The 23,033-nt window shown below is 63.9% G+C and carries 24 protein-coding genes; 14 read left to right on the forward strand and 10 right to left on the reverse strand.

Going from position 1 to position 23,033, the window contains the following annotated elements; translation table 11 throughout:
* Nucleotides 1-23: 23 nt before the first annotated feature.
* The gene (locus AC5J09_RS17565) at nt 24-2,027 is read right to left on the reverse strand and encodes a PhoX family protein (protein ID WP_494298107.1); all 2,004 of its coding nucleotides are present in this window, start codon (nt 2,025-2,027) and stop codon (nt 24-26) included.
* Between the two features lie 245 nt (nt 2,028-2,272).
* Here AC5J09_RS17565 and AC5J09_RS17570 point away from each other — a divergent pair, with 245 nt between their 5' ends.
* From AC5J09_RS17570 to AC5J09_RS17605, 8 genes are all read left to right on the forward strand, one after another.
* Nucleotides 2,273-5,032, forward strand: a complete 2,760-nt coding sequence (locus tag AC5J09_RS17570) for a DUF2339 domain-containing protein (RefSeq protein ID WP_494298923.1) — start codon at nt 2,273-2,275, stop codon at nt 5,030-5,032.
* Nucleotides 5,029-5,685, forward strand: coding sequence for an HD domain-containing protein (locus tag AC5J09_RS17575; protein WP_494298108.1), 657 nt, complete (start codon nt 5,029-5,031; stop codon nt 5,683-5,685). Before AC5J09_RS17570 ends, AC5J09_RS17575 begins: the two co-directional genes overlap by 4 nt.
* A gap of 78 nt (nt 5,686-5,763) precedes the next feature.
* Nucleotides 5,764-6,606 carry an MOSC domain-containing protein gene (locus AC5J09_RS17580; RefSeq protein ID WP_494298109.1) on the forward strand — a complete coding sequence of 281 codons (843 nt, stop codon included), beginning with the start codon at nt 5,764-5,766 and terminating at the stop codon, nt 6,604-6,606.
* A 137-nt stretch (nt 6,607-6,743) separates the two neighbouring features.
* On the forward strand, nt 6,744-7,982 hold the full coding sequence (locus AC5J09_RS17585; RefSeq protein WP_494298110.1) for an MFS transporter: 1,239 nt from the start codon (nt 6,744-6,746) through the stop codon (nt 7,980-7,982).
* A gap of 184 nt (nt 7,983-8,166) precedes the next feature.
* Nucleotides 8,167-9,246: a quinolinate synthase NadA gene (gene nadA / locus AC5J09_RS17590; RefSeq protein ID WP_494298111.1), complete on the forward strand. Its 1,080-nt coding sequence runs from the start codon at nt 8,167-8,169 to the stop codon at nt 9,244-9,246.
* A 49-nt stretch (nt 9,247-9,295) separates the two neighbouring features.
* Nucleotides 9,296-10,894, forward strand: coding sequence for an L-aspartate oxidase (locus AC5J09_RS17595; RefSeq protein ID WP_494298112.1), 1,599 nt, complete (start codon nt 9,296-9,298; stop codon nt 10,892-10,894).
* A 49-nt stretch (nt 10,895-10,943) separates the two neighbouring features.
* A complete protein-coding gene (gene nadC, locus AC5J09_RS17600; RefSeq protein ID WP_494298113.1) occupies nt 10,944-11,843 on the forward strand; it encodes a carboxylating nicotinate-nucleotide diphosphorylase in 900 nt (299 codons plus the stop codon).
* Between the two features lie 102 nt (nt 11,844-11,945).
* Entirely contained in the window at nt 11,946-12,464 is a 519-nt protein-coding gene (locus tag AC5J09_RS17605) for a superoxide dismutase family protein (protein ID WP_100672078.1), read from the forward strand.
* A gap of 54 nt (nt 12,465-12,518) precedes the next feature.
* Here AC5J09_RS17605 and AC5J09_RS17610 read toward each other — a convergent pair whose 3' ends face one another.
* The 8 genes from AC5J09_RS17610 to AC5J09_RS17645 all read right to left on the reverse strand — a co-directional run bounded on the left by AC5J09_RS17610 (nt 12,519) and on the right by AC5J09_RS17645 (nt 17,663).
* The gene (locus AC5J09_RS17610) at nt 12,519-13,523 is read right to left on the reverse strand and encodes an NUDIX hydrolase (protein ID WP_275596539.1); all 1,005 of its coding nucleotides are present in this window, start codon (nt 13,521-13,523) and stop codon (nt 12,519-12,521) included.
* Nucleotides 13,477-14,010, reverse strand: a complete 534-nt coding sequence (locus tag AC5J09_RS17615) for a tyrosine phosphatase family protein (RefSeq protein ID WP_494298114.1) — start codon at nt 14,008-14,010, stop codon at nt 13,477-13,479. Before AC5J09_RS17615 ends, AC5J09_RS17610 begins: the two co-directional genes overlap by 47 nt.
* Before the next feature lie 2 nt (nt 14,011-14,012).
* Nucleotides 14,013-14,621, reverse strand: a complete 609-nt coding sequence (locus tag AC5J09_RS17620) for a YfbR-like 5'-deoxynucleotidase (protein ID WP_028012012.1) — start codon at nt 14,619-14,621, stop codon at nt 14,013-14,015.
* Complete coding sequence (gene ygfZ, locus AC5J09_RS17625; RefSeq protein WP_275596537.1) at nt 14,618-15,466, reverse strand: CAF17-like 4Fe-4S cluster assembly/insertion protein YgfZ; 849 nt, start codon at nt 15,464-15,466, stop codon at nt 14,618-14,620. Before ygfZ ends, AC5J09_RS17620 begins: the two co-directional genes overlap by 4 nt.
* 109 nt (nt 15,467-15,575) lie before the next feature.
* A complete protein-coding gene (locus AC5J09_RS17630; protein WP_275596536.1) occupies nt 15,576-16,322 on the reverse strand; it encodes a hypothetical protein in 747 nt (248 codons plus the stop codon).
* 15 nt (nt 16,323-16,337) lie between these two features.
* Nucleotides 16,338-16,607, reverse strand: a complete 270-nt coding sequence (locus tag AC5J09_RS17635) for a hypothetical protein (protein WP_010969047.1) — start codon at nt 16,605-16,607, stop codon at nt 16,338-16,340.
* A 157-nt stretch (nt 16,608-16,764) separates the two neighbouring features.
* Nucleotides 16,765-17,202, reverse strand: a complete 438-nt coding sequence (locus tag AC5J09_RS17640) for a TIGR02301 family protein (RefSeq protein WP_100672084.1) — start codon at nt 17,200-17,202, stop codon at nt 16,765-16,767.
* Nucleotides 17,199-17,663 carry an NUDIX hydrolase gene (locus AC5J09_RS17645; RefSeq protein WP_379942550.1) on the reverse strand — a complete coding sequence of 155 codons (465 nt, stop codon included), beginning with the start codon at nt 17,661-17,663 and terminating at the stop codon, nt 17,199-17,201. The genes AC5J09_RS17640 and AC5J09_RS17645 overlap by 4 nt, the downstream gene beginning before the upstream one ends.
* Here AC5J09_RS17645 and AC5J09_RS17650 point away from each other — a divergent pair.
* Nucleotides 17,662-18,492: an SOS response-associated peptidase gene (locus tag AC5J09_RS17650; RefSeq protein ID WP_201269669.1), complete on the forward strand. Its 831-nt coding sequence runs from the start codon at nt 17,662-17,664 to the stop codon at nt 18,490-18,492. The genes AC5J09_RS17645 and AC5J09_RS17650 overlap by 2 nt on opposite strands.
* An 88-nt stretch (nt 18,493-18,580) precedes the next feature.
* On the opposite strand, the gene AC5J09_RS17655 is transcribed toward AC5J09_RS17650, so the two are convergent.
* Nucleotides 18,581-18,730 (reverse strand): hypothetical protein, encoded by a 150-nt coding sequence (locus AC5J09_RS17655; RefSeq protein ID WP_080662060.1) that lies wholly within the window; start codon nt 18,728-18,730, stop codon nt 18,581-18,583.
* Nucleotides 18,731-19,144: 414 nt separating this feature from the next.
* Here AC5J09_RS17655 and cysS point away from each other — a divergent pair, with 414 nt between their 5' ends.
* The 5 genes from cysS to pip are packed head-to-tail and all read left to right on the forward strand — an operon-like array spanning nt 19,145 to nt 23,009.
* Entirely contained in the window at nt 19,145-20,545 is a 1,401-nt protein-coding gene (gene cysS, locus AC5J09_RS17660) for a cysteine--tRNA ligase (protein WP_127709444.1), read from the forward strand.
* A gap of 49 nt (nt 20,546-20,594) precedes the next feature.
* Nucleotides 20,595-21,077 carry a GFA family protein gene (locus AC5J09_RS17665; protein ID WP_494298115.1) on the forward strand — a complete coding sequence of 161 codons (483 nt, stop codon included), beginning with the start codon at nt 20,595-20,597 and terminating at the stop codon, nt 21,075-21,077.
* Nucleotides 21,074-21,553 carry a GFA family protein gene (locus tag AC5J09_RS17670; protein ID WP_324763151.1) on the forward strand — a complete coding sequence of 160 codons (480 nt, stop codon included), beginning with the start codon at nt 21,074-21,076 and terminating at the stop codon, nt 21,551-21,553. Before AC5J09_RS17665 ends, AC5J09_RS17670 begins: the two co-directional genes overlap by 4 nt.
* Nucleotides 21,550-22,050, forward strand: coding sequence for a GFA family protein (locus AC5J09_RS17675; protein ID WP_100672087.1), 501 nt, complete (start codon nt 21,550-21,552; stop codon nt 22,048-22,050). Before AC5J09_RS17670 ends, AC5J09_RS17675 begins: the two co-directional genes overlap by 4 nt.
* On the forward strand, nt 22,047-23,009 hold the full coding sequence (gene pip / locus AC5J09_RS17680) for a prolyl aminopeptidase (protein ID WP_324763152.1): 963 nt from the start codon (nt 22,047-22,049) through the stop codon (nt 23,007-23,009). Before AC5J09_RS17675 ends, pip begins: the two co-directional genes overlap by 4 nt.
* Nucleotides 23,010-23,033: the final 24 nt, after the last annotated feature.

Below are 23,033 nucleotides of genomic sequence, written 5' to 3' on the forward strand. Positions count from 1 at the left end.
GAGCGTGTGGCGCTCCGAACGCTTCAGCCGATCTTGCCGCCACCCTGCTTGGTGACGGCGACGACGGCCGGGCGCACCGGCATGTCGTCGCGGAAATCCGGCCAGCGCGTCGCCGGCTTCTCGTAGGTTGCGAGACCGGCATCGCCCGGATGCTGAACCGCGAGGAAGAAGGTGTCGCTCGTCGGGTTGAAGCTCGGGCCGCACATTTCCGCACCGACCGGTACCCGGAAGAACAGCTTCGAGGTACCGCGGCCTTCGCCTTCCGTCTCCACGGCCCAGACACCGTCCGTGCGCCCCGTGACCTTTTCATTGTTGCCGTCGGTCGAGACCCAGAGACGGCCATCGGCATCGATGGCGCAATTGTCCGGCATGCCGAACCAGCCGTTCCTGGTCGTCGCGGTGGAGAAGGAGGCACCGACCTCGGCGACGCTCGGATCGCCGCACTTCAGGAGGACGTCCCAGCGGGATTTCGTCGAGGCGAAATCGCCGTCGGTTTCCGAAATTTCGACGATGTGGCCGAAGGCGTTCTTGGCGCGCGGATTGGCGGCGTCGATCTCGTCCTCCTTGCGCTTCGTGTTGTTGGTCAGCATCACATAGACCTTGCCGGTCTTCGCATTGGGCTGAACGTCCTCCGGCCGGTCCATTTTGGTCGCGCCGAGCGCATCGGCAGCAAAACGGGTGTCGATCAGCACGTCGGCCTGGGAGGCGAAGCCGTTCTCGGCCGTCAGCGGCCCTTCGCCGTGGACGAGAGGCATCCAGGTCACCGTGCCGTCTTCGTCGAATTTCGCCACGTAGAGCGTGCCTTCGTCGAAGAGATCCATGTTCGCGGCGCGGTCGTCAGGGTTGTAAGTGCCCTTCGTCACGAACTTGTAGACATAATCGTAGCGTTCGTCGTCGCCGCTGTAGAGGACGACGCGGCCATCCCTGTTGACGATCGACTCGCAGCCCTCGTGCTTGAAGCGTCCGATCGCGGTGCGCTTCTTCGGGACGGAGGTGGGGTCCAGCGGATCGACTTCGACCACCCAGCCGAAGCGGTTGGCCTCGTTCGGCTCCTTGGATACGTCGAAGCGGTCGTAGAATTTCGACCATTCATACTGCCCGCCCGGCGCGCCGACACGCTTCATCTGCTTGAATTCCGGATGATCCTCGGCGAGTTCGCCGCCGAAATAGCCGTTGAAATTTTCCTCGGCCATCATGTAGGTGCCCCAGGCGGTGACGCCGCCGGCACAATTGTTGATCGTGCCGAAGACCTTCCTGCCGGTCGGATCCGACGGGGTCTTGACCCGCTCGTGGCCGGCGACAGGGCCGGAAAGCTGCATCTCGGTCGTGGCCGTGATGCGGCGGTTGTACTTGCCGTCGAGGACCGGCTGCCATTTCCCGTCGACCTTGCGGATTTCGATGACGGTGCCGCCATGGGCGGCCATTTCGATATCGACGAGGTCCTTGGTGTACTCGCCGAGCACGACCTTGTCCTCCTCCTTACCGTCCTCCGTCACCTTTTCGACGCGGGCGAAGTTCGGGAACATGATCTCGGCATTGGTGTATTCGTGGTTGACGACCAGCAGGCCGTGGTCCGGATTGCCTTCGAGCGGAATGAAGCCGACATAGTCGTTGTTGTAGCCGAACTGCCGGCTCTGGGCTTCGGCTGTCTGGTTCAGCGGGTCGAATTCCGGGCTGTCGGCAAAGACCTTGTCGCCCCAGCGCAGCAGGATGTCGGCGTCGTAACCCTCGGCTACATGATGGGTCTCGTCGACACCGGCTTCGATCTCCTTGAAGGCGAATCGCGACGCTTCGCCGTTTGCCCGTGCTTCGTCAGCCGTCAGCAGGGCGAGGGGGCTTACCGTCGTGGATATGGCAGCCACGGCCAGAGAGCCGCCGATGAACGACCGGCGCGAGAAGCGGCGATTGATGATGTCGCCCATGGTCGGGTTGGTGGAACAGTTATGGCCGACGTCTTCCAGTTCTTCCCTGCGCTCCGTCAGCGTCTTGAATTCGGCTTCTTCGGCAAGGCCGAGATATTTGTCCATGGCAATTCTCCCCATTGAGACGGTAGACGCGCCCGATCTCCCGGGCGTCCCGGTCTCGCTTTACCAGCGAGTTCATGACAGCTCTGCGACAATTGGATGAAGAGATTGCTGCAGAGGGTCGCGATGCCGCGACGCTCCCCACGGCTCCGTAAATCCGCGGATATCTGCCGCAGGATATTTTCGGCGCCCGTTTCGCGCTAACGTTGTCCGAATCGATCCTGATCGTGGTGATGCCGGGGGAACTGATGCTCGAGGCCATAGCTCTTCTAGCCTTCGTGATGGCGCTCGCTGCTTTCCTCGGCGGCCGCAGGACGGCCGAGCGCCTTGACCGTGAAATCGAGAGCCTGAAGGCGGAGATCGCGCGGCTCGGGAGAGAGTCGACGGAACAGGGCTCCCCGGATATCGAATCCGTGAGGACTGAGGTTGACGTTGCGAAGGCTGCCGAGCCCGAGGCGATGGCCGACGGTCCATGGGCGCGGGCGCGGCAGGACGCTCACACCGTTGCTGACGAAACCAGGGGTGCTGCCGAAAGCCTCGACGAGGAGGCCGCGCCACCGGCGGTACCCTCGGCTGCGGCAGCGCGGACCGAGAGCCTGGAGAGCCGGATCGGCGGGAGGTGGCCGGTCTGGGTCGGGGGGCTCGCCTTGGCGCTCGGCGGCTATTTCCTCGTGCAGTATTCGATCGATGCCGGCTTGCTGAGCCCCACGGTCCGCTTGACCCTCGCCGCGCTGTTCGGGGTCGCGCTCGGAGCAGCCGGCGAGGTGATCCGCCGGCGCGCCGTGCCTGCTGTCGCGGACCGCTTCCGCAACGCGATGATACCGGGCGTTCTGACCGCTGCCGGTGCCGTCACCCTGTTTGGCGTCGTCTATGCCGCCTATGGCATCTACGGCTTCATCGGCACTGCAGCCGCTTTCATTCTGCTGGCGGTGATTTCGCTTGCGACGGTGGGGCTGTCGCTGCTGCACGGTCAGGCATTTGCCGGCCTCGGTCTTCTCGCATCGCTTCTGACGCCCCTGTTCGTCTCCAGCGGAGAGCCGCGCCCCTGGGTGTTGTTCGGCTTCCTTGCGGCCGCATGGCTCGCCACGCTTGCCGCGTCGCGTCTGCGCCGCTGGTCGGTCGTTCCGACGCTTGCCGATGCCGGCCTCGGTCTCTGGGGCCTTGCCTATGTAGCGCTCGCGACGCCTTTCGAGGCGCCTCCGGTTACCTTCGCGCTCCTGGTGATGATCGCCGGTGTCGCGCTGATCTGGCCGGGCCTCGGCGAGCGGGACGCGGAGCCGAGCGGAGCGCCGGCGGCGGCGGGTGCCTGGGAACGGCTCTTCAAGCCGCCCCGACTTGCCATCTCCATCTCGGCGGCGATCGTCGCAGCCGTTCTCGCGCTGCTGTTCATCAGCCCGGCCGTCGACGCCCAGCGTTTCCCGGTGCCCGAATTCGTGGTCGTCGTCGCGGCGCTTGCCGCTGCAGGCTCCTTGCGTCCAAACGCGGTCTATGGGGCACTGCTCGCCGCCTTCGGTGCCATCGCAGGCACCTGGAGCTTGACTGCGCTGAGTGGTGTTCTGTCCTATCTCGATCCGTCTTTGGCCGATTTGCCGCCCGAGATCGTCGTCCCCGGCCACACGGCCATGCTGAGCGCAATGGTACTTTCGGCGCTCTTCGTCCTCTTCGGCGCCCTCGTGCTTGCCCGGCGCCCGGCAGGGAATCGGCCATTCGTCGTTCTTTGGGCAGGGCTCGCCGCGGCAGTGCCAAATGCGCTTCTGGCCATGTCGTTCCTGATGACGGGCAATTTCACCTTCGACCTGCCGCATGGCCTCGTCGCCTTCGCCGGCGGGCTGTTGCTTCTCGCGCTGGTCGAATGGCTCGATCGCCGCGGCACAGAGGCGGGGGAAGCCGACGTTCCCGGCGGTCTGCTGGCGCTCGGCTCCTTCGGTCTTCTCGTCATCGGGCTTCACGCCTGGACCGACGGCCTGGTGACGACACTGGCGATCGCCTTCCTCGGGGCCGCATACAGCTTTGCGACGCGTCTTCGCTCCTGGCCGGTTCTTCCCTGGGTGACGGTCGCCGGCGCGGTCGTCGTTCTCGCGCGGATCGCCTGGGAGCCGACGATCGTCGGGCCGGGCAGCCTCGGAACGGTGCCGGTCTTCAATGCGCTGCTCCCGGGCTACGGCATCCCGGCGCTGTTGCTCGTCGCCTCCGCCTATTTCCTGAGGACCTTGCCGGATGTGCGGGTGCGCAACCTGCTGCAGGCGCTGGCGAGCCTTTTCGTGCTTCTGACGGTCGCGATCCTCGTTCGCCACGCGATGAACCGCGGCGTGCTCGACAGTTCCGTCCCGACACTCGGTGAGCAGGCGATCTACACGCTTCTCGCGATCGGCGCCTCCGGGATATTCATGACCCTCGACGGGAGGTCGCCGAGTCCGGTGTTCCGCTATGGCGGCATGGCGCTCGGGGTCCTGTCGATGCTTTCCGTGCTTGCCGCCCACCTCGTCGGCCTGAACCCGTATTTCAGCGGCGAACTGCTTGGAAGCGTTCCCTTCTTCGATCTGCTCCTCATCGGTTATCTGCTCCCCGCCATCGGCTATGCGGGGCTTGCCCGGTATGCGCGGGGCCGTCGCCCGCTGCCCTATGTGGCGGCGCTCGCCGTCAGTGGCGCCGTTCTCGCCTTCGCCTGGGCGAGCCTCAGTGTGCGCCGTTTCTGGCAAGGGCAGAACGTCGCCGACTGGAAGGGCTTCCTGCAGGGTGAGACCTACACTTATTCGGTGGTCTGGCTGGTTCTCGGCGTGCTGCTTCTCGTGGTCGGCTCGCGCATGAATGCCAAGAGCATCCGTATCGCCTCGGCGGTGCTGGTCTTCATCGCCGTGCTCAAGGTATTCCTGGTCGACATGTCCAATCTCGAAGGCTTTCTGCGGGCGCTGTCCTTCATCGGCCTGGGGGCGGTACTGATCGGCATCGGGCTCTTCTACCAGAAGATATTGTCGAGCAGCGCTGGCAACGGAGCTCACCGCGCATGAGCCGACTTCCTGCACTCGCGGCCGCCTTCGCACCCCATGACCGGCTCACCGGCGAGCTCCTCCCGCATGCCTTCGCCGCGGACGATGGTTCCCATGACGCCTCGCATCTCATCCGAGTCTGGAAAAACGCTCTCCGCATCCAGTCGGAGGAGGGTGGCAACACCCGCCTGCTGGCCGCCGCCGTGCTGCTGCACGACTGCGTGTCGGTCGAAAAAAATTCCCCACAGCGTGCAGCGGCTTCTCGGCTGGCGGCCGAAAAGGCGTCCGAAATCCTCGAGAGGCTCGGCTGGAGTGCGGCCGATATCACATCCGTCGCCCACGCCGTTCTGACACACAGCTTTTCGGCCAATCTGCCGCCGGAAACGCTGGAGGCGCAGATCCTGCAGGATGCCGATCGGCTTGATGCCATCGGCATGGTCGGCGCTGCTCGCTGCTTTTACATCGCCGGGCGCATGAACAGCGCGCTTTATGATCCCCTCGATCCCCTGGCCGAAGCCCGCCCGCTCGACGACAAGGCTTTCGCGATCGACCATTTCGAGGCGAAGCTCTTCCGCCTGGCGAAGAATTTTCAGACCGCAGCGGGGCGGCGGCTGGCTGTCGAGCGGCAGGAGCGGCTTCGCGGCGTGCTTGCCATGATGCTGGATGAAATCTAAAAGCTTCAATGGGTTGGCCCGTCCCGGTGAATCAGATTGGCAACGGCCTGACTCGATTTCTGAATTCGGAAAATTGACATGCAAGTGACCGGCCTGAACATCCATCCCCTGAAGAGCGGTCGCGCGGTGCCGCAAACGGCCGTTACCGTCAATCTCGATGGGCTCGCCGGCGACCGGCGCTTCATGCTGGTCGCGCCCGACGGACATTTCATCACGCAGCGCGAGCTGCAGGCGCTCGCGCAGGTCGAGGCGGAGCATGTCGCCGGGGGTGTGCGCCTGCGGATGAACGGCAAGGAGCTTTCCGTTCGCTTCGACCCGAATGACCGCCTCGACGTCCGGGTCTGGTCGAGCGACGTCAATGCGGCGGTCGCCGGGGGCGCTGCAAACGACATGCTGTCCGGCTGGTTCGGCCGCCCCGTCAAGCTCGTCCGCATGGACGATGAGGCCGAGCGCTTCGTCGGCGCCGAATGGGCGGGAGCGGCGGCCCCCGTCGCATTTGCCGACGGCTTCCCGGTTCTGGTTACGACCACTGGCTCGCTCGCCGACCTCAACCGCACCCTGATGGAAAAGGGGCAGGAGCCGGTCGGCATGGAGCGCTTCCGCACCAATATCGTCATCGATTGCGACGAGGCCTGGGCCGAGGACTTCTGGGAGAGCCTGGAGATTGCCGGGATTACCTTCGATCTCGTAAAGCCCTGCGCCCGGTGCATCATGACGACGCAGGATCAGACGACCGGCGAACGCGTCGGCGGCAACCCGATCCAGGGTCTTTCGGTAAAGCGCATGTCTGCGGACCGGCGCGTGCCCGGCGTGCTGTTCGGCTGGAACGCCGTGCCGCGGGGGGAGGGCATTGTCAGGCTCGGCGACACGGTCGAGGTCCTGCGCCGTCGCGAGGAGCGCTGGCCGATGAAGGTGCGCTGAGCCGGCTTAAAACGCGGCCGTGCGAAAACGTGCGAGCGGCCGGCGGATCAATTCCTGTGATGCCACCCTCAATATAATTGGTTTCCCCCGGGCTCGCCGCCGCCATAGGATGGCCCCTCATCATCAGGAGCTTGCCCATGTCTGCCATTTCTCCCGCAGTCACCCGTCCGGCGGAGCGCAGCGGCCTGCCGTGGCTCATCATCGTCGCCGGCTCCATCATCGCGATGCTGACCTTCGGGCCGCGTTCCGCCATGGGGTTCTTCCAGCTGCCGATGCTTGCCGAGAAGGGTTGGGACCGGACGACCTTCGGCCTGGCAATGGCGTTTCAAAATCTCTGTTGGGGCCTTGGCCAACCGTTCTTCGGCGCGATCGCCGACAAGTTCGGCACCTGGCGCGTGCTCGCGCTCTCCGGCCTCGTCTATGCAGCGGGGCTGATCCTGATGGCCTTCGCGGATGCGCCGATCTGGCTGCATATCGGCGGCGGCGTACTGGTCGGTCTGGGCGTTGCGTCGGGTTCCTTCGGCATCGTGCTTTCCGCCTTTGCCCGCAACGTCGCGCCCGAGCAGCGCTCGCTCGCCTTCGGCATAGGCACCGCAGCCGGCTCGGCCGGCATGTTCCTCTTCGCGCCGCTGAGCCAAGGTCTCATCTCCGCCTATGGCTGGTCCGACAGCCTCGTCTATCTCGGCCTCATGATGCTGCTCGTTCCGCTCTTTGCGATTCCGCTGCGCGGCAATGCCTCCTCCGGGCGCCAGCCGGAGGCATTGTTCAAGCAGACAGTCGTGGAAGCGCTCAAGGAAGCGCTCGGGCACAAGAGCTATCTTCTGCTCGTCTCGGGTTTCTTCGTCTGCGGTTATCAGGTCGCTTTCATCACCGCACATTTTCCGGCCTATATCGGCGATATCGGAATCGACGCCCGCTATGCGGTAATCGCGCTGGCATTGATCGGCTTCTTCAACATCATCGGCTCTTTCTCGGCCGGCATCATCGGCCAGCGTTATTCGAAACCTTATTTCCTGGCGCTGATCTATCTGGCCCGTTCAGTCGTCGTCTCGGCCTTCCTGCTGCTGCCGCAAACGCCGACATCGGTCATCGTCTTCGCGGTCGCCATGGGCCTCCTGTGGCTCTCGACGGTGCCGCCGACCAACGGGCTGGTGGCGATCATGTTCGGCACGCGGCATCTCGGCCTGCTCGGCGGCATCGTGTTCCTGTCGCACCAGATCGGTTCATTTCTCGGCGTATGGATGGGCGGCTATCTCTACGACCGGTTCGGATCCTACGATCCGGTCTGGTGGGTGGGCGTCGCGCTCGGAGTGTTCGCGGCCATCGTGCACTGGCCGATCGAGGAGAGTTCCGTCGCCCGCCCGGCAATGGCCTGATCACCAAAATGTCGCGATGCGCCCGTGCGATATGCGGGCGTATCGTTTCCACCCTGCGCGCTTGAAATCTGTCACAAAACTTTCTAAATCAGTTCCGGCGGCTCAGCCGCTTTTGTTTTGATCTAATTATGCTCATTTTGAGCATAATTAGAAATTGCCGGAAACGGCGAGAGAGGAGAGCCCGATGACCACTCTTGACCTTCGCAAGGAAGCGGCGCCCGCTCCGGCCTTTGCAAGCGCTGCGGCACGCTTCGGCGTCATCGAAAAGCCGGATCTCGCCTTCACCCCGGCTGTCGCGCGCGAGACCGAGCACCTTTACGAAAAGGTCAAGGACTTCATTCCTGCGTTCGAGTGGGCGGCATATGCGCCTTACGTTCATGCGATCAACCGGCTGAAGAAGGAACGCAACGCGGTCATTCTGGCCCACAATTACCAGACGCCGGACATCTTTCACTGCGTGGCGGACATCGTCGGCGATTCGCTCCAGCTTGCCCGCGACGCCACCAAGGTCGACGCGGAAATCATCATCCAGTGCGGCGTGCACTTCATGGCCGAGACGTCGAAGCTCCTCAATCCGGAAAAAACGGTGCTCATTCCGGATGCCAGAGCAGGTTGCTCGCTTTCGGACTCGATCACCGGAGCGGATGTGCGGCTCCTCAGGGAACGCTATCCCGGCGTGCCGGTCGTCACCTATGTCAACACCTCGGCAGACGTGAAGGCGGAGACCGACATCTGCTGCACCTCCTCCAACGTGCTGGCAGTAGTCGAAAGCCTCGAGTCCGACACCGTGTTCTGCATCCCGGACGAGTATCTGGCGATGAACGTGGCGCGCCAGACGAATAAGAAGATCCTGACCTGGAAAGGTCATTGCGAGGTGCACGAGCGCTTCACGGCAGCCGAACTCCTGGCTTACAAGGAAGCCAATCCCGGCATCGAGATCGTCGGCCATCCGGAATGCCACCCCGATGTCATCGCCGTCTGCGATTTCTCCGGTTCCACCTCGGGCATGATCAATTACGTCAAGGACAAGCGGCCGCAACGGGTGCTGCTGGTGACGGAATGCTCGATGGCCTCGAATATCCAGGCGGAGGTCAAGGGCGTCGATTTCGTCAAGCCGTGCAACCTGTGTCCGCACATGAAGCGCATCACCTTGCCGAAGATCCTCGACAGCCTGCTCGACATGACGGAAGAGGTTCTGGTCGATCCGGCGATCGCCGACCGCGCGCGGCTGGCGGTCGAGCGCATGGTGAACCTCAAGCAGTGATCAATGCCGGGGCAAACCCGGCGCAGGCCCGTGGAGGAGTTATCGAGCCATGCTGACCGACCATTTCCGCCCGCAGTCCTTCAACGGAATCGATGACATCGTCATCGTCGGCGGCGGCCTTGCCGGGCTTTTCTGCGCGCTGAAACTGGCGCCGCGTCCCGTTACGATCCTTGCCGCCGCACCGATCGGCTACGGCGCCTCCTCGGCCTGGGCGCAAGGCGGCATCGCCGCCGCGATGAGCAGGGGCGATACATTCGAGAAGCATGTCGCCGACACGGTTGCGGCCGGTGCCGGTATCGTCGACGAGAAGATGACGCGCATGATGGTCGCAGAGGGCCCGGCCCGCATCCACGATCTGCTCGAATTCGGGGTGCCCTTCGACCGCGACCTCGAGGGAAAGCTCCTGCTTTCGCGGGAAGCCGCGCATTCCGAGCGGCGCATCGTCCGCGTCAAGGGCGACATGGCCGGCAAGTCGATCATGGAGGCGCTCATTGCCGCGGTGCGCAATACCCCGTCGATCCGGGTGATCGAGGGCTATGTGGTCGAGGAACTGGTGCGCGAGGGCCGGTTCATCTCCGGCGTGATCGCGCGGCCGGATGCCGGCCAGTCGAAGAGCCGCGTTTCCTTCCCGGCGCGCGCCGTCGTTCTTTGCTCGGGCGGTGTCGGCCATCTCTATGCGGTCACCACCAATCCATGGGAAGCATGCGGCCAGGGCGTCGGCATGGCGGCGCGGGCGGGCGCCATCATTGCCGATCCCGAGTTCGTCCAGTTTCATCCGACCGCGATAGACATCGGCAAGGACCCGGCGCCGCTTGCGACCGAGGCGTTGCGCGGAGATGGCGCCACCCTGGTGAACTCGCAAGGCCGTCGTTTCATGCTCGACATCCATCCCGATGGAGAGCTCGCGCCGCGCGATATCGTTTCGCGCGGGGTCTTTGCGGAAGTCCAGGCCGGACGCGGCGCCTTCCTCGATTGCACAAAGGCCGTCGGCAGGCATTTTCCTGAGATGTTCCCGACCGTCTACGCCTCATGCATGGCAGCGGGCATCGATCCGGTCAGACAGCCGATCCCCGTCACGCCTGCCGTGCACTATCACATGGGCGGCGTGCTGACGGACGGGGAGGGGCGTACCTCCATCGACGGCCTCTGGGCGGCGGGCGAAGTGACATCGACCGGCGTTCACGGCGCGAACCGTCTTGCCTCGAATTCGCTGCTGGAGGCGGTCGTCTTCGCGGCGCGGATCGCGGAAAATATCAAGGGCAGCTTGCCGGCCCCGAAGCTGACTGCCTGGGGCGACAATGCCGGCGAGAACGACGATCCCGTGACGGTCGAGGACAGCCCGCCTTTCAAGGTGCTGCGGCAATTGATGAGCGATTGCGTCGGGGTCGTGCGTACGCGCGAAAGCCTGACCCGGGCGATCCGGGGGATTGCGGAACTCGAGAGGTCGAACAAGCGCCTGCGCTTCGCCAATATCGTCACCACGGCCAAGCTCATCGCGATCGCCGCCCTGCAGCGGACGGAAAGCCGCGGCGGTCATTTTCGAGCCGATTGCCCCGACGAGCGGCCGGAATGGCGGCGTCGGACCTATCTGACGCTTGCCCAGGCGGAGCGTCTGGCCGCAGACGTGGCCGAGAGCGAGCCGGCATGAGGGCGGCAAACGCAAAATTAGAAGCTACTCCAACCGCAGGAACGACATAATGACCGCCCTTCGCCCGGAACTGCCCGCTCTCATGGTCGAGGAGCAGGTGAAAGCGGCCCTTTTGGAAGATCTCGGCCGGGCCGGTGACATCACCACCCTCTCGACGATCGGGCCGGAGCGGACAGCCGCCGCGAATATGAGCGTGCGCGAAGCGGGCGTGGTTGCCGGGCTGGAACTGGCGCGAACCGCCTTTCGCCTGATCGACCCGTCGATCCGCTTCGAGGCGCTCGCTGCGGACGGCGACCGGGTGGCGCCAGGTACGACGATTGCGCGAATTTCCGGCCGTGCCCGAGGACTCCTTTCGGCCGAGCGGGTGGCGCTCAACTTTCTCATGCATCTCTCGGGGGTCGCGACCTACACGGCAACGTTCGCCGACGAGATCGCCCATACGGGCGCCAAGGTCTGCTGCACGCGCAAGACGATCCCCGGCCTTCGCGCTCTCGAAAAATACGCCGTTCGCCTCGGCGGCGGCTCCAATCATCGTTACGGCCTCGACGACGCGGTGCTGATCAAGGATAACCACATCGCCGTTTCCGGCGGTGTTGCCGGCGCCGTCCGCGCCGCGCGAGCCTATTGCGGCCATCTCGTCAAGGTCGAGGTCGAAGTTGACGGCCTCGGCCAGTTGCGCGAGGCGCTGACCGCCTCGCCGGACGTGGTCCTGCTCGACAATATGGGGCCGGAACTGCTCCGCGAGGCGGTCGCGATCAACGCGGCACATTGGGAACTGTCCGCCGCTTCCTATGCCGGTGACCTGCGCCGCACCAGGCTGGAGGCGTCGGGAAACGTGAAGATCGAAACCATTCGGGCAATCGCCGAGACGGGCGTCGACTACATCTCGACATCGAAGATCACGATGGCCGCACCGACGCTCGACATCGGTCTGGACGTGTCGATTTAGCTCAATTCGCCGGATCACTGCAACTCAGCCGCGTTTTTGCGGAACGACCCCGGCAGCCGCGCGTTGTCTTCTATCGACCCGCGAGTGAGAGGGAGAACTCCGATGATGAGAACGATGATCGCGATCGCCTGTGCGGCAGGCATGGCGGGTGCCGCTTCGGCACAACAATCCTCGCAAACGGCGACGGCCGAGTTCGTGGGCAAGGACGGCACCGACATCGGGCGGGCCACTTTGACGGCAGGTGGCAAGGGCGTGCTGATCGAGATGGAGATAAGCGGCCTGCCGAAGGATACGTGGGTCGCTTTTCACGCTCACGAAATGGGGCGCTGCGATCCCAAGGACGGGTTCGAGTCGGCGGGAAAGCATTTTGCCGGCGAGGATGAAAATTCCGAGCACGGCTTCCTCGCTTCCAATGGCCCGCATGCCGGCGACATGCCGAACCAGTATGTCGGCGCCGATGGCATCCTGCGCGCCCAGGTCTTCAACAGCTTCGTGTCTCTCGACGACAAGGCCACCGCCCTTCGCGGCCGGGCCCTGGTGATCCACATGCATTCGGACGACAACCGCAGCCAGCCCTCCGGCGATGCCGGCGACCGGCTGGCCTGCGCGGTGGTGAAATAGTGCATCTCGCCCGGTGCGCCGCGGGTTTGGCAAAACACAAACGCGGTGTAAGGATCAGCGGCCGCCGACCTTGAGGCCGGGCGCGGGCCGCTCGTCGAGGATTTGGCGGCGGAAGCGGAAGAGCGCGGCCGGACGGCCACCGGTGGATGCCAGGGTCTCTCCCGTCGGCTCGACGAGCTCCGCTCCTTCGACCAGCCGGCGGAAGTTCTGCTTGTGGAGATGGCGGCCTGAAATCGCCTCGACGGTTGCCTGCAGATCGGTAAGGGTGAATGCCGGCGGCATCAGCTCGAAGACCACCGGCCGGTATTTGAGCTTGCCGCGCAGTCTCGCGACAGCGGTCGCGACAATCCGGCGATGGTCGTGGCGCATCGCCAGTCCTGCCGCGGGATTTTCCGGATCGCGGCAATGGCCGTCGATCACGGCCTCGCGCACCAAACCCGCCTCATAGAGCAATTCGTAGCGCTCCAGCACGCGCTCTTCGTCCCAGGGAAAATCGTCAAGGCCGAAGGCGAGGCGTACTCGTGAACGACGCTGCGCCGAGGCCGGCTTTTCGTCGCCGGACTCCCAGCGAACAAGCGCCGGCAGGATGGTCTGGTCGAGGATCGCGGGACGTCCGAGACGCCAGTCTTCCCAGGGCAGATAGCCGTACCAGTCGCGCCAATGGGCGCCCGCTTCGGCCAGCCTCTCGTTGTTCTCCGCGTCCGTGCGCGTCAGCGCCAGGTAGCCGACGGACACCATGTGCTTGCCTTCCTCGCCGGGCAGACGCTGGCGCCCGCGGTCGCCGAAGGTGTAGAGCTGCTCGATATAGCCGAGCTTGAGCGCCGTACGCTTTTCGACGCGGGCCCGCAGGCTGGCCTCGAAAGTGCGGTGGCGGGCCGGATCGAACGGGCCGAAGGGCAGGCTGTCGCGAGCGTCCCCGTCCGCCTCGCTGACCGCGAGGATGCGCGGGCTGCGACTGACGACCGCGACGATCACGGCATTGAGCCCGATCTCGACCGTGACCGGCTGCGCTTCACCCGGCATGTTGCACGTCTTGCAGGGGCAGGATGAACGGAGCATTGCCGTCGGCATCCGCGCCGCGGCCGATGGCTCGCACTGCGGCGACGAGCGCACCTTTGCGCGACAACGCCCGGTCGCCGATTTCCACGAGCCGCGCATTCGGCGTCGCATAGGGCGAGGCAAGCCGGAGGCGCTTCGCGAGCGCGTGGTCGTCTTGCTCCGGTTCGACGGCGAGTGCGGCGATCAGCGCGGCCGCAGGCGAGCGGGAGACGCCCATCCAGCAATGTATGAGCATCGGCCGCGTCCGGTCCCATTTGCGGGCGAAATCGATGATTCGATGAACGTGTTCTTCCTGCGGCGCAATCAGGTCGCCCGTTCCGGCGAAGCTGATGTCGTTGACGCCGATCGTCAGATGTTTCGCATGATCGATGACGGCTGGGCGATGAAAGTTCTGATCCTTCGCAAGCAGGCTTAGCATTTCGCGGCAGCCGTGCCGGACGGCCATTTCCGCGATACGCTGAAGCGGCGAGACGACGATTGCCGTCATGGTCACGCCTCCTGTCTCGCCTTGGCGCGTTCGGACTCCAGCGCATTGAAACGCGTGGCGAAGAGCCGCTGCGCCTCGACCGCGGGCAGAGGGTCGATCAGCAACGTCTCGCGGGTGATGCCGCGCGGCTGACCAAAGAACTTTCGGGCCTCCTCTGCGGAAAAGCCGGCAAGTTCCGTCGCTTCGAAATAGGCCGCGATACGGTCGGCCTTCTTGATCCGCTCCTTGAGTTCCCGGGGCGTATGTGCCGGAAGCCCGAAGCGCAGGTGGACCGCATTCTCCAGGCGCTTCTCCACGGTCTTGTAGCCGCCGCCGACGACGGCCTTGAACGGCGAGATCATGTCGCCGATGACGTATTCCGGCGCGTCGTGAAGCAGGGCCATCAGGCAATCCTGGGCATCGCAGCGATTGGTGCGGCGGAAAATCTCCTCGACAACGAGACTGTGCTGGGCAACGGAGAAGGCGTGGTCGCCGGAAGTCTGCCCGTTCCAACGCGCCACGCGGGCGAGTCCGTGGGCGATATCGGAAAGCTCGACGTCGAGCGGTGAGGGGTCGAGAAGATCGAGCCGCCGCCCGGAAAGCATACGCTGCCACGCACGCGCACTCATCATGCGCTCGCCTCGCCTGCCTCGCCCGGAAAGACGAGCCCCGTCCAGGCGGGGAGCGTGAGGGTAAGGCGCACATCGCCTGCAAGAATGGCCTCACCCTTGGCGATCGCTTCGCCTGCCTTGTCGACCCTGACGATCGCCAGGCCGTCCCGATCCAGTACGGTGCCGAGTGAACCGATCGGCCGTCCGTTGACGGAAATGTTGGTTCCGCTCGGCGGCAGCGTCGCCTCGCCGGCGACGATGACGAGGCGGCGTCGCGCAGTGCCTCGGTGCTGCATGCGCGAAACGACTTCCTGCCCGACATAGCAGCCCTTGCGGAAGGAAAGGCCGCCGTTCATGTCCATGAGAACATCATGCGGAAAGGCATCTTGCAGGTCGTAGTCGCGGCCGGCAACGGCGATGCCCGCCGCGATTCTGAGCCGGTCCAGATCGGCGACGCCCGCTTCCGCTGCAGGCATGTCGCGATAGAGGCGGAAAGCGGAAATGCCCGCCTTCTCGAACCGATGATCGCGATAGCTCTCGGCCGGCGCATCTTCTCCGAATACGACCGTGACCGGCGCCGGCGAATTGAGCGACAGCTCCACTGCCGATCGCAACTTGTACATCGTCAGGCGCTTGACGAGCGCTTCGGCTTGATCCTCCGTCGTCTCCAGACGCAACGCTTCGCCGTCGCGGGAGATCAGGAAATCGAAAAGGATCTTGCCCTGCGGCGTCAGCAGCGCGCCGGGCCTGACCTCGTTCGGGGTCAACGAGGCGATATCCGTCGTGATCAGCGTCTGAAGAAGGGTCTCCGCGTCCTTTCCGGAGACACGAATGATTGCGCGGCCGTCGAGGCAAACCATTGGCATATGTCGAGTCCTATTCTCTATTCCGAAGAGGTAGGATGTCTGCCGGGGAAGGGCAAGCACGCCCGAGCGGGAACCGCCAGCATTTCCGTCTCTCCGGCACGAGACGCGCTCAATCGCCCGCGACGAAGAACTTCCACTTTCCATCCGGCGTGATGCCGACGCGGTAGAAATTGTAGGTGCCGAACTCTTCCATCCCGGCGAAATCGCCGGCGGTCACCAGTCGGAAGAGGTCGACCTTTTCCGGGGCGGTCAGCGACGAGAGCGGCTTCTCGGCGAAATAGGGCCAGACATAGGCCTCCTCGGGAGTACCCTTGTCCGCAAGCACGAAGCCCGTCGACATGACGTCGAGGAGGATGGCCAGAATTTCGATGCCGTCCTGGTCGCCGGAAAGACTTTTGAGTGCGGCAATCGGGTCGTCTTCCCCGGCGGTGGCGGTAACCTGGGTCTGGGTGGGGCCCTTGCCGAGCAGCGGGCGCAACCGCTCGATGTCACCCGAAGCCGCGGCCTCGACGATCAGTTCGCGCATGCGTGCGACCGGCACCGGGATCTTCGAAACATCCGTCAGGACCTCGACAGGCTCCACAACGTCAGGCGCGGCGATCTCATCGTCCTTCGACTCGACGGCCGTCCTGTCGACGAGAGGGTCTGGCATCGGAATTTCGAGGGGGGCCCGTTCTTCCGGCGCGGACTCTTCGGCCTCGTCGCCTGGGGCTGCGTTCTGTTCGCCGGCAATGGGGGCAGGGGCGCCCTGAAACTCACTGAGCGCGAACGCGGGCGCAGGGGGCATCGTCGCACTCGCCAGCAGCAACACGACAAGACCAACCGGGAGGGCCCGGTTTGCAGGGTTCCGGTTCATCGGGCAGTCCTGATGTTACTGAATCGTCCGCTCTGGCGAGAATTCTCCGGCGAGCATGCGCTCGCGAAGCGAATTAAGCATTGCCTCGGCACCTTCTTCGCCATGAAGCCGAACGGTTTCGCGCATGGCCAGCGCAATCGCCGCATCGGCGATGATTTCGGGCTCGATGCCGTCGGCCATGCCATCCGCCCAAGCCTCGTTCTGGTGCTCGAGCGCCGCCTGCATCTTCTCGTGGACGATCATGTCGTCGATGTCTGTCAGGCTTGGTTCCATCATTCGTTCCATGCGGCTTCCATTACGTGCACTGGCTAACCTAACGCCTATCCGCTGAACCGCAACTGAACGGGCAGACAGGCCGGCTACTTCTTATCACTCTCTTAACAAACTTAGCAGCCTTTTCCCGAAACGACACGGGGTCAGGGAAAAAGAGGTTAATATCTTCCTAATTTCCAAAGCGGGCGACGATTTCCGAAACGAGTGTTGCACCTTCGGCACGGTAGCGTTCTTCCGCGAGCGTCGCGGGCTCCGTACACCTGGTATAGACCGAGGCGAAGGTCCGATAGCCCCGGTTGAAAGCCGCGGTTATGCGCTCGCGCCGTTTCGGCTCTCCTGCCGCCTCCTTGTCGATCAATTCCTGCGTGGAGCGGCGCCAGCCGTCCTCGGGCTGGTCGAGACAGAGATTGCGCAGATAATGCACCGAGCCGAGAATTTCGGCGAGGCGGATCAGCCGCCGGTCGTAAGGGGTCGGCTTTTCCTCCTGCGCCGGAGAGGGAGCGGCCGTCTGCTGGGCAGGCTGCTTTTCCTGAGCCGCCACGCCCGCGGCGGTGGCGAGGAGAATGCCTGTAAGCAACAGTCTGAACGGGAGCCGTTTATCGGTCATGCGCCCCTCAAATCCGAACTGACGCCGGTCGCCGACTGAGGAATACGCCTTGGCCCGCCGGCAGCCAGCTTTTCCACGCAGTCGCGCACGCTTTCCGGAATGGGCAAGGTCAAAATTTCCTCCGGTGTGAACCAGCCAACGCCGGCGGCATCATCGCAGGCGATCGCGACCAAATCAGGATCGGCCTGGACGGTGAAGACCGAGAGCAGGAAGTGACGCTCCTGCGGGCCTATACCGGGCAGGTCATAGATTTCGAAGAGCACGGGATCGCGGGCGCTGATGCCCGTTTCCTCGGCGAGTTCGCGCAATGCCGTCTGCGCCGGCGTCTCCCCGGGCTCCGCCCTGCCGCCGGGAAAAGCGTACATGTCGGCTGACGGCGGATTGGCCCGCCGGACAAGAAGATAGCGGCCGTTCCGTTCGAGAATGGCGGAGGAGGCGCGCTCGGGTTGCTTCGTAATCATGGAATCGAAAATCACCTTGGTCGTTGACCCATACTACGTGAAGTGCCACATCGATGTCATGTGCGGACGTTTTGCGCTTACGGCAACGCCGGAGGAATTGCTGGAACTGTTTGGCCTGCTTGAAGCGGAGGGTTTTCCTGCGCGCTTCAACATCGCGCCGACGCAGCCGATAGTCGTTATCGTGGCCTCCGATCGGCCGGAACCGGGCAGCAACCTGCCGGAACGCAAGGCTGTGCTCGTCCGTTGGGGTTTCACGCCAGGCTGGGTCAAGGACCCGCGCAAGTTTCCGCTGCTCATCAACGCTCGGGCCGAAACCGCGATCGGCAAGGCCGCCTTCCGCGCCGCAATGCGCCATCGCCGTGTGCTGGTGCCGGCGTCCGGTTTTTACGAATGGCGCCGCCCCGTCAAGGGCAGCCGGGAGGCCTCGCAAGCCTTTTGGGTCCGGCCGAAAAAGGGCGGGATCGTGGCCTTTGCCGGGCTCATGGAGACGTGGTCTTCCGCCGACGGTTCGGAGGTCGACACCGCGGCGATCCTCACCACCGATGCGAACGGCGCCGTCAGTCACATCCATGACCGCATGCCGGTCGTGATCCAGCCCGAAGACTTTTCCCGTTGGCTCGATTGCAAGAGCCAGGAACCTCGCGAGGTGGCCGACCTCATGGTGCCGGCGGCGGAGGATTATTTCGAAGCAATCCCCGTGTCGGACAAGGTCAACAAGGTCGCCAACACCGGCCCTGAGCTCCAGGACGAGGTCACGCCGATAGCGCCGGTCCCGAAGAGGGGGCGCTCCGACGACCGGGATGATGGCGGGCAGATGTCGTTGTTTTGAGCCATGGACCGCCCCTCATCCGGCCTGCCGGCCACCTTCTCCCCGCAAGCGGGGCGAAGGGGACGCGCGGCGCTGCCCCAGGTCGGAACTAAGCCGAACGCTTCGCGATCTTCTTGTCAGCCGGTTTAGCCCTGACTTGCAGCGCGGCTGCGAGGACGGCCTTCAGGCCAAGTGGGCGGTATTTCGTCAGCAGATCGGATGGCGGCGGGTTGCGTTCGGCAATTTTGGCGGCCTTCATTGCATGTCTTCCTTGGTGTTTTCCCTATCGGGAGCATTAGCCCTCGTGAATTTTCAACGAAAACCATGTCCCTGTTGTTCCTCGGGAAACAGGACCTGATGCCGTGCCGGGCTGCATTGGCGTATCTCCTTCCCCTCTGACGATTTCCAGATAAGCCAAATCGTGACAAATCCATGGCCGTCATGGTTGCAGAATGCCGACTTTCGCTTGCACGTGGCTCGCCTCTTGACCGGCGCCGGGTGACGCGCGATAAGGGTCGCCATGAAAACGGTTATCTGCATTATTTGCCGGAAGATTATTCGCTAGCGAACCGCTGGCCTGGCCGTTTTCGTCTCCAAAAATCCAAGATGACAAACGCGCGGGGCCACCCGGCGATTATATTGCGACGGCAGCATGCAGACTTGGAGATCTGGGATGGGCGGAATGCCGATTTTGAAACTGTACAACACGCTGACGCGGGAAAAGGCCGAATTCCGGCCGATCGATCCTCAGAACGTCCGCATGTATGTCTGCGGCCCGACGGTCTACGACTATGCCCATATCGGCAATGCACGGCCGATCATCGTATTCGACGTCCTGTTCCGGCTGCTTCGTCACGTCTATGGCGCGGATCACGTCATTTATGCTCGCAACATCACCGATGTGGACGACAAGATCAACGCGCGGGCATTGCGCGACTATCCCGGGCTGCCGCTGAACGAGGCGATCCGGCATGTGACCGAGAAGACCGAGACGCAGTTCCTCGAAGATGCGGCGGTGCTCGGCTGCCTCGAGCCCACCGTGCAACCGCGCGCGACCGAAAACATCGCCGGGATGATCGAAATCATCGAAAAGCTGATCGCCAAGGGCCATGCCTACGAGGCCGAGGGAGAGGTGCTCTTCGATACACGGTCGATGGACGATTACGGCCAGCTTTCCAAGCGCAATCTCGACGAGCAGCAGGCCGGTGCCCGTGTCGCCGTCGAAGCGCACAAGAAAAACCCGGGCGATTTCGTGCTCTGGAAGCTTTCCGCCGAGCACGAGCCGGGCTGGGACAGCCCCTGGGGCCGCGGGCGGCCGGGCTGGCACATCGAATGCTCGGCGATGAGCGGGCGCTATCTCGGCGACGTGTTCGACATCCACGGCGGCGGCATCGACCTGATCTTCCCGCATCACGAAAACGAGCTCGCCCAGTCGCGTTGTGCCCACGGCACCGAGATGATGGCGAATGTCTGGATGCACAACGGCTTCCTGCAGGTCGAAGGCCGCAAGATGTCGAAGTCCGAGGGCAATTTCATCACTATCTACGAGCTTCTTCACACGGAAAAATTCGGCGGCCGCAAATGGCCGGGCGAGGTCCTTCGGCTGGCAATGCTGATGACCCATTACCGCGAACCGATCGACTTCTCGATCAAGCGGCTGGAGGAGGCCGAGCATCTGCTGTCGAAATGGCCGGTCTACGGCGACGCTGCAGGCGAGGCGGATCCGGCCGTCGTCACCGCCCTGGCCGACGACCTCAACACCGTGGCGGCCGTTCAGGCGCTGCATGCATTGGCGCAAAAGGCTTCCGCCGATACGCGCCATCTCGGGGCCTTCGCCGCGAGCGCGGCGCTTCTCGGGGTGGTGCCGAAGGAGGTCGAACTCGACGAGGCGGTCGTTCACGAGATCGATGGCCGTGTACGTGAGCGTCTGGAGCTTCTGAAGGCCAAGAACTACGCGCAGGCCGACGGCATCCGCGCCGATCTCCTGGCGAGAGGCATCCAGCTCAAGGACGGCAAGGATCCCGAGACCGGCGAAAGAGTGACCACCTGGGAGGTGAAGCGGTCTCAGGTCTAGTTTCAGGATGTTCGCGCTGCCGGCACGCCGGAGGAAAGAGGAGGGCGAGATGGCTGACGAGATCCATATGGGCGGATGCCAGTGTGGCGCCGTCCGCTTCCGCGTCGAGGGAAAACTCGGCGATGCTTCCGTCTGCCATTGCCGCATGTGCCAGAAGGCGAGCGGCAATTTCTACCTGCCGCTCGTTTCCGTACGCGGCGCGAAGCTCGTATGGACCCGCGGCGAGCGCAAGCGCTTCCGGTCTTCGAATGTGGTTTGGCGCGGCTTTTGCGGCGACTGCGGAACACCGCTGACCTACGAGGCCCCGGACGGGATGGCGCTCGCGATCGCTGCATTCGACAGGTCGGAAGGCATCGTGCCGACCATCCAATGGGGCGTCGAAGGAAAACTGCCCTATGTGGATCATGTATCCGAGCTGCCCGGCGAAGAGACCATGGCCGACGCCGAGGCTGTCTCCGTTCTTGCCGACCTCGTTTCCTATCAGCACCCCGACCACGACACCGAAACCTGGCCACCGGAGGAAAAAGGATGAGCAATACCGTCAGGACTGGAGGCTGCCAGTGCGGGGCCGTTCGCTTCCGCATCCACGGAGAGCTCGGGCGTCCCTCGATCTGCCATTGCCGCATGTGCCAGAAACAGTTCGGCTCTTTCTTCTCCGCCTTGGTGACGGCGCCGAAGGACGGGGTCGAGTGGACCCGTGACGAGCCGAGCTATTTCCAGTCATCCGTCAATATCGATCGCGGCTTCTGCCCGAAATGCGGTACGCCGATGACCTATCGGCATCCCGGCGGCCTCGAAATCGCCATAGGCGCCTTCGACGACCGCTCCGATCTCGCGCCGAAAATTCAGGTCAATTACCGGTCCCGGCTTCCCTGGGTCGAATCGATCTTCGAGCAGCCGGTTCACGACGATGCCGATTATTATGGGCGGCAGGAGCAGATCATCTCGTTTCAGCATCCGGACCATGAGACGGAGCAGTGGCCTCCGGGCGGAGTCTGGGCACGATGATCGGACGCATCTTCACCGGCGGCTGCCAGTGCGGCGCGGTGCGCTACCGCGCCGAGGGCACGCTGGACGATCCGCATATCTGTCATTGCCGCATGTGCCAGAAGGCGGCGGGCAACTACTTTCTGCCGCTTGCCAATATCGCGCGCGAAGATTTCCGCATCGTGCGCGGCCAGCCCGCCTGGTACCGTTCGTCCGATCTCGTGCGCCGCGGCTTTTGCCGCGATTGCGGGACGCCGCTCTTCTATGACATGCCGCATGCGAGCTTCCTGAACATCGCGCTCGGTTCGCTCGACGATCCGGATGACGTCCAGCCGGTCTACCAGTCCGGCGTCGAGTCGCGGATGTTCTGGTTTTCGCATCTGCCGCAGCTTCCCGAAACAGAGACCGACGACGGCAGCGAAGCGGCCGCCGAGCGCCACCTCATAGTCCTGGAATCCAACCGCCAGCACCCCGACTACGACACGGTGCACTGGCCGCCCGAGGAAGATCTATCGTGAGTTCTCCATTGCGTACCCTCTATCCCGAAATCGAACCCTATGCATCCGGGCACCTCGATGTGGGCGACGGCCATTCGATCTATTGGGAACGGGCGGGCACGCCCGGCGCCAAGCCGGCGGTCTTCCTACACGGCGGCCCGGGCGGTACGATTTCGCCGAACCACCGCCGGCTCTTCGATCCGTCGCTCTACGATGTGATGCTGTTCGACCAGCGCGGCTGCGGCAGGTCGACGCCGCATGCAGAGATCGAAGCCAACACGACCTGGCACCTCGTGGCCGATATCGAACGGCTGCGGGAATTTTGCGGGGTTGGCAAGTGGCTCGTCTTTGGCGGCTCCTGGGGCTCGACTCTGGCCTTGGCCTATGCCGAGACCTATCCTGAGCGGGTAAGCGAACTCGTCGTCAGGGGCATTTACACCCTGACCAAGGCCGAGCTCGACTGGTACTATCAGTTCGGCGTCTCGGAAATGTTCCCCGACAAGTGGGAACGCTTCATCGCACCGATCCCGCCGGAAGAACGCCACGAGATGATGCGAGCCTATCACCGCCGCCTGACAAGCGAGGACCGCGCGACGCGGCTTGCCGCGGCCAAGGCCTGGAGTATCTGGGAGGGGGAGACGATCACGCTTCTGCCGGAGCCGGACACCAGCACGCCCTTCGAGGAGGACGAATACGCTCACGCGTTCGCCCGCATCGAAAACCATTTCTTCGTCAATGCCGGCTGGCTGGAAGACGGGCAATTGCTGCGCGATGCCTATAAGCTCCACGGAATTCCGGGCGTGATCGTGCATGGCCGCTACGACATGCCATGCCCGGCAAAATATGCCTGGCAGTTGCATAAGGCCTGGCCGCATGCCGAATTCCACCTCATCGAGGGGGCGGGACATGCCTATTCGGAGCCGGGCATTCTCGACCGGCTCATCGGGGCGACCGATAAATTTGCCGGCAAGGCCGAATAGAGCGGGTGCGAAGAACCCGCAATC

Source organism: Sinorhizobium sp., from assembly GCF_059070375.1.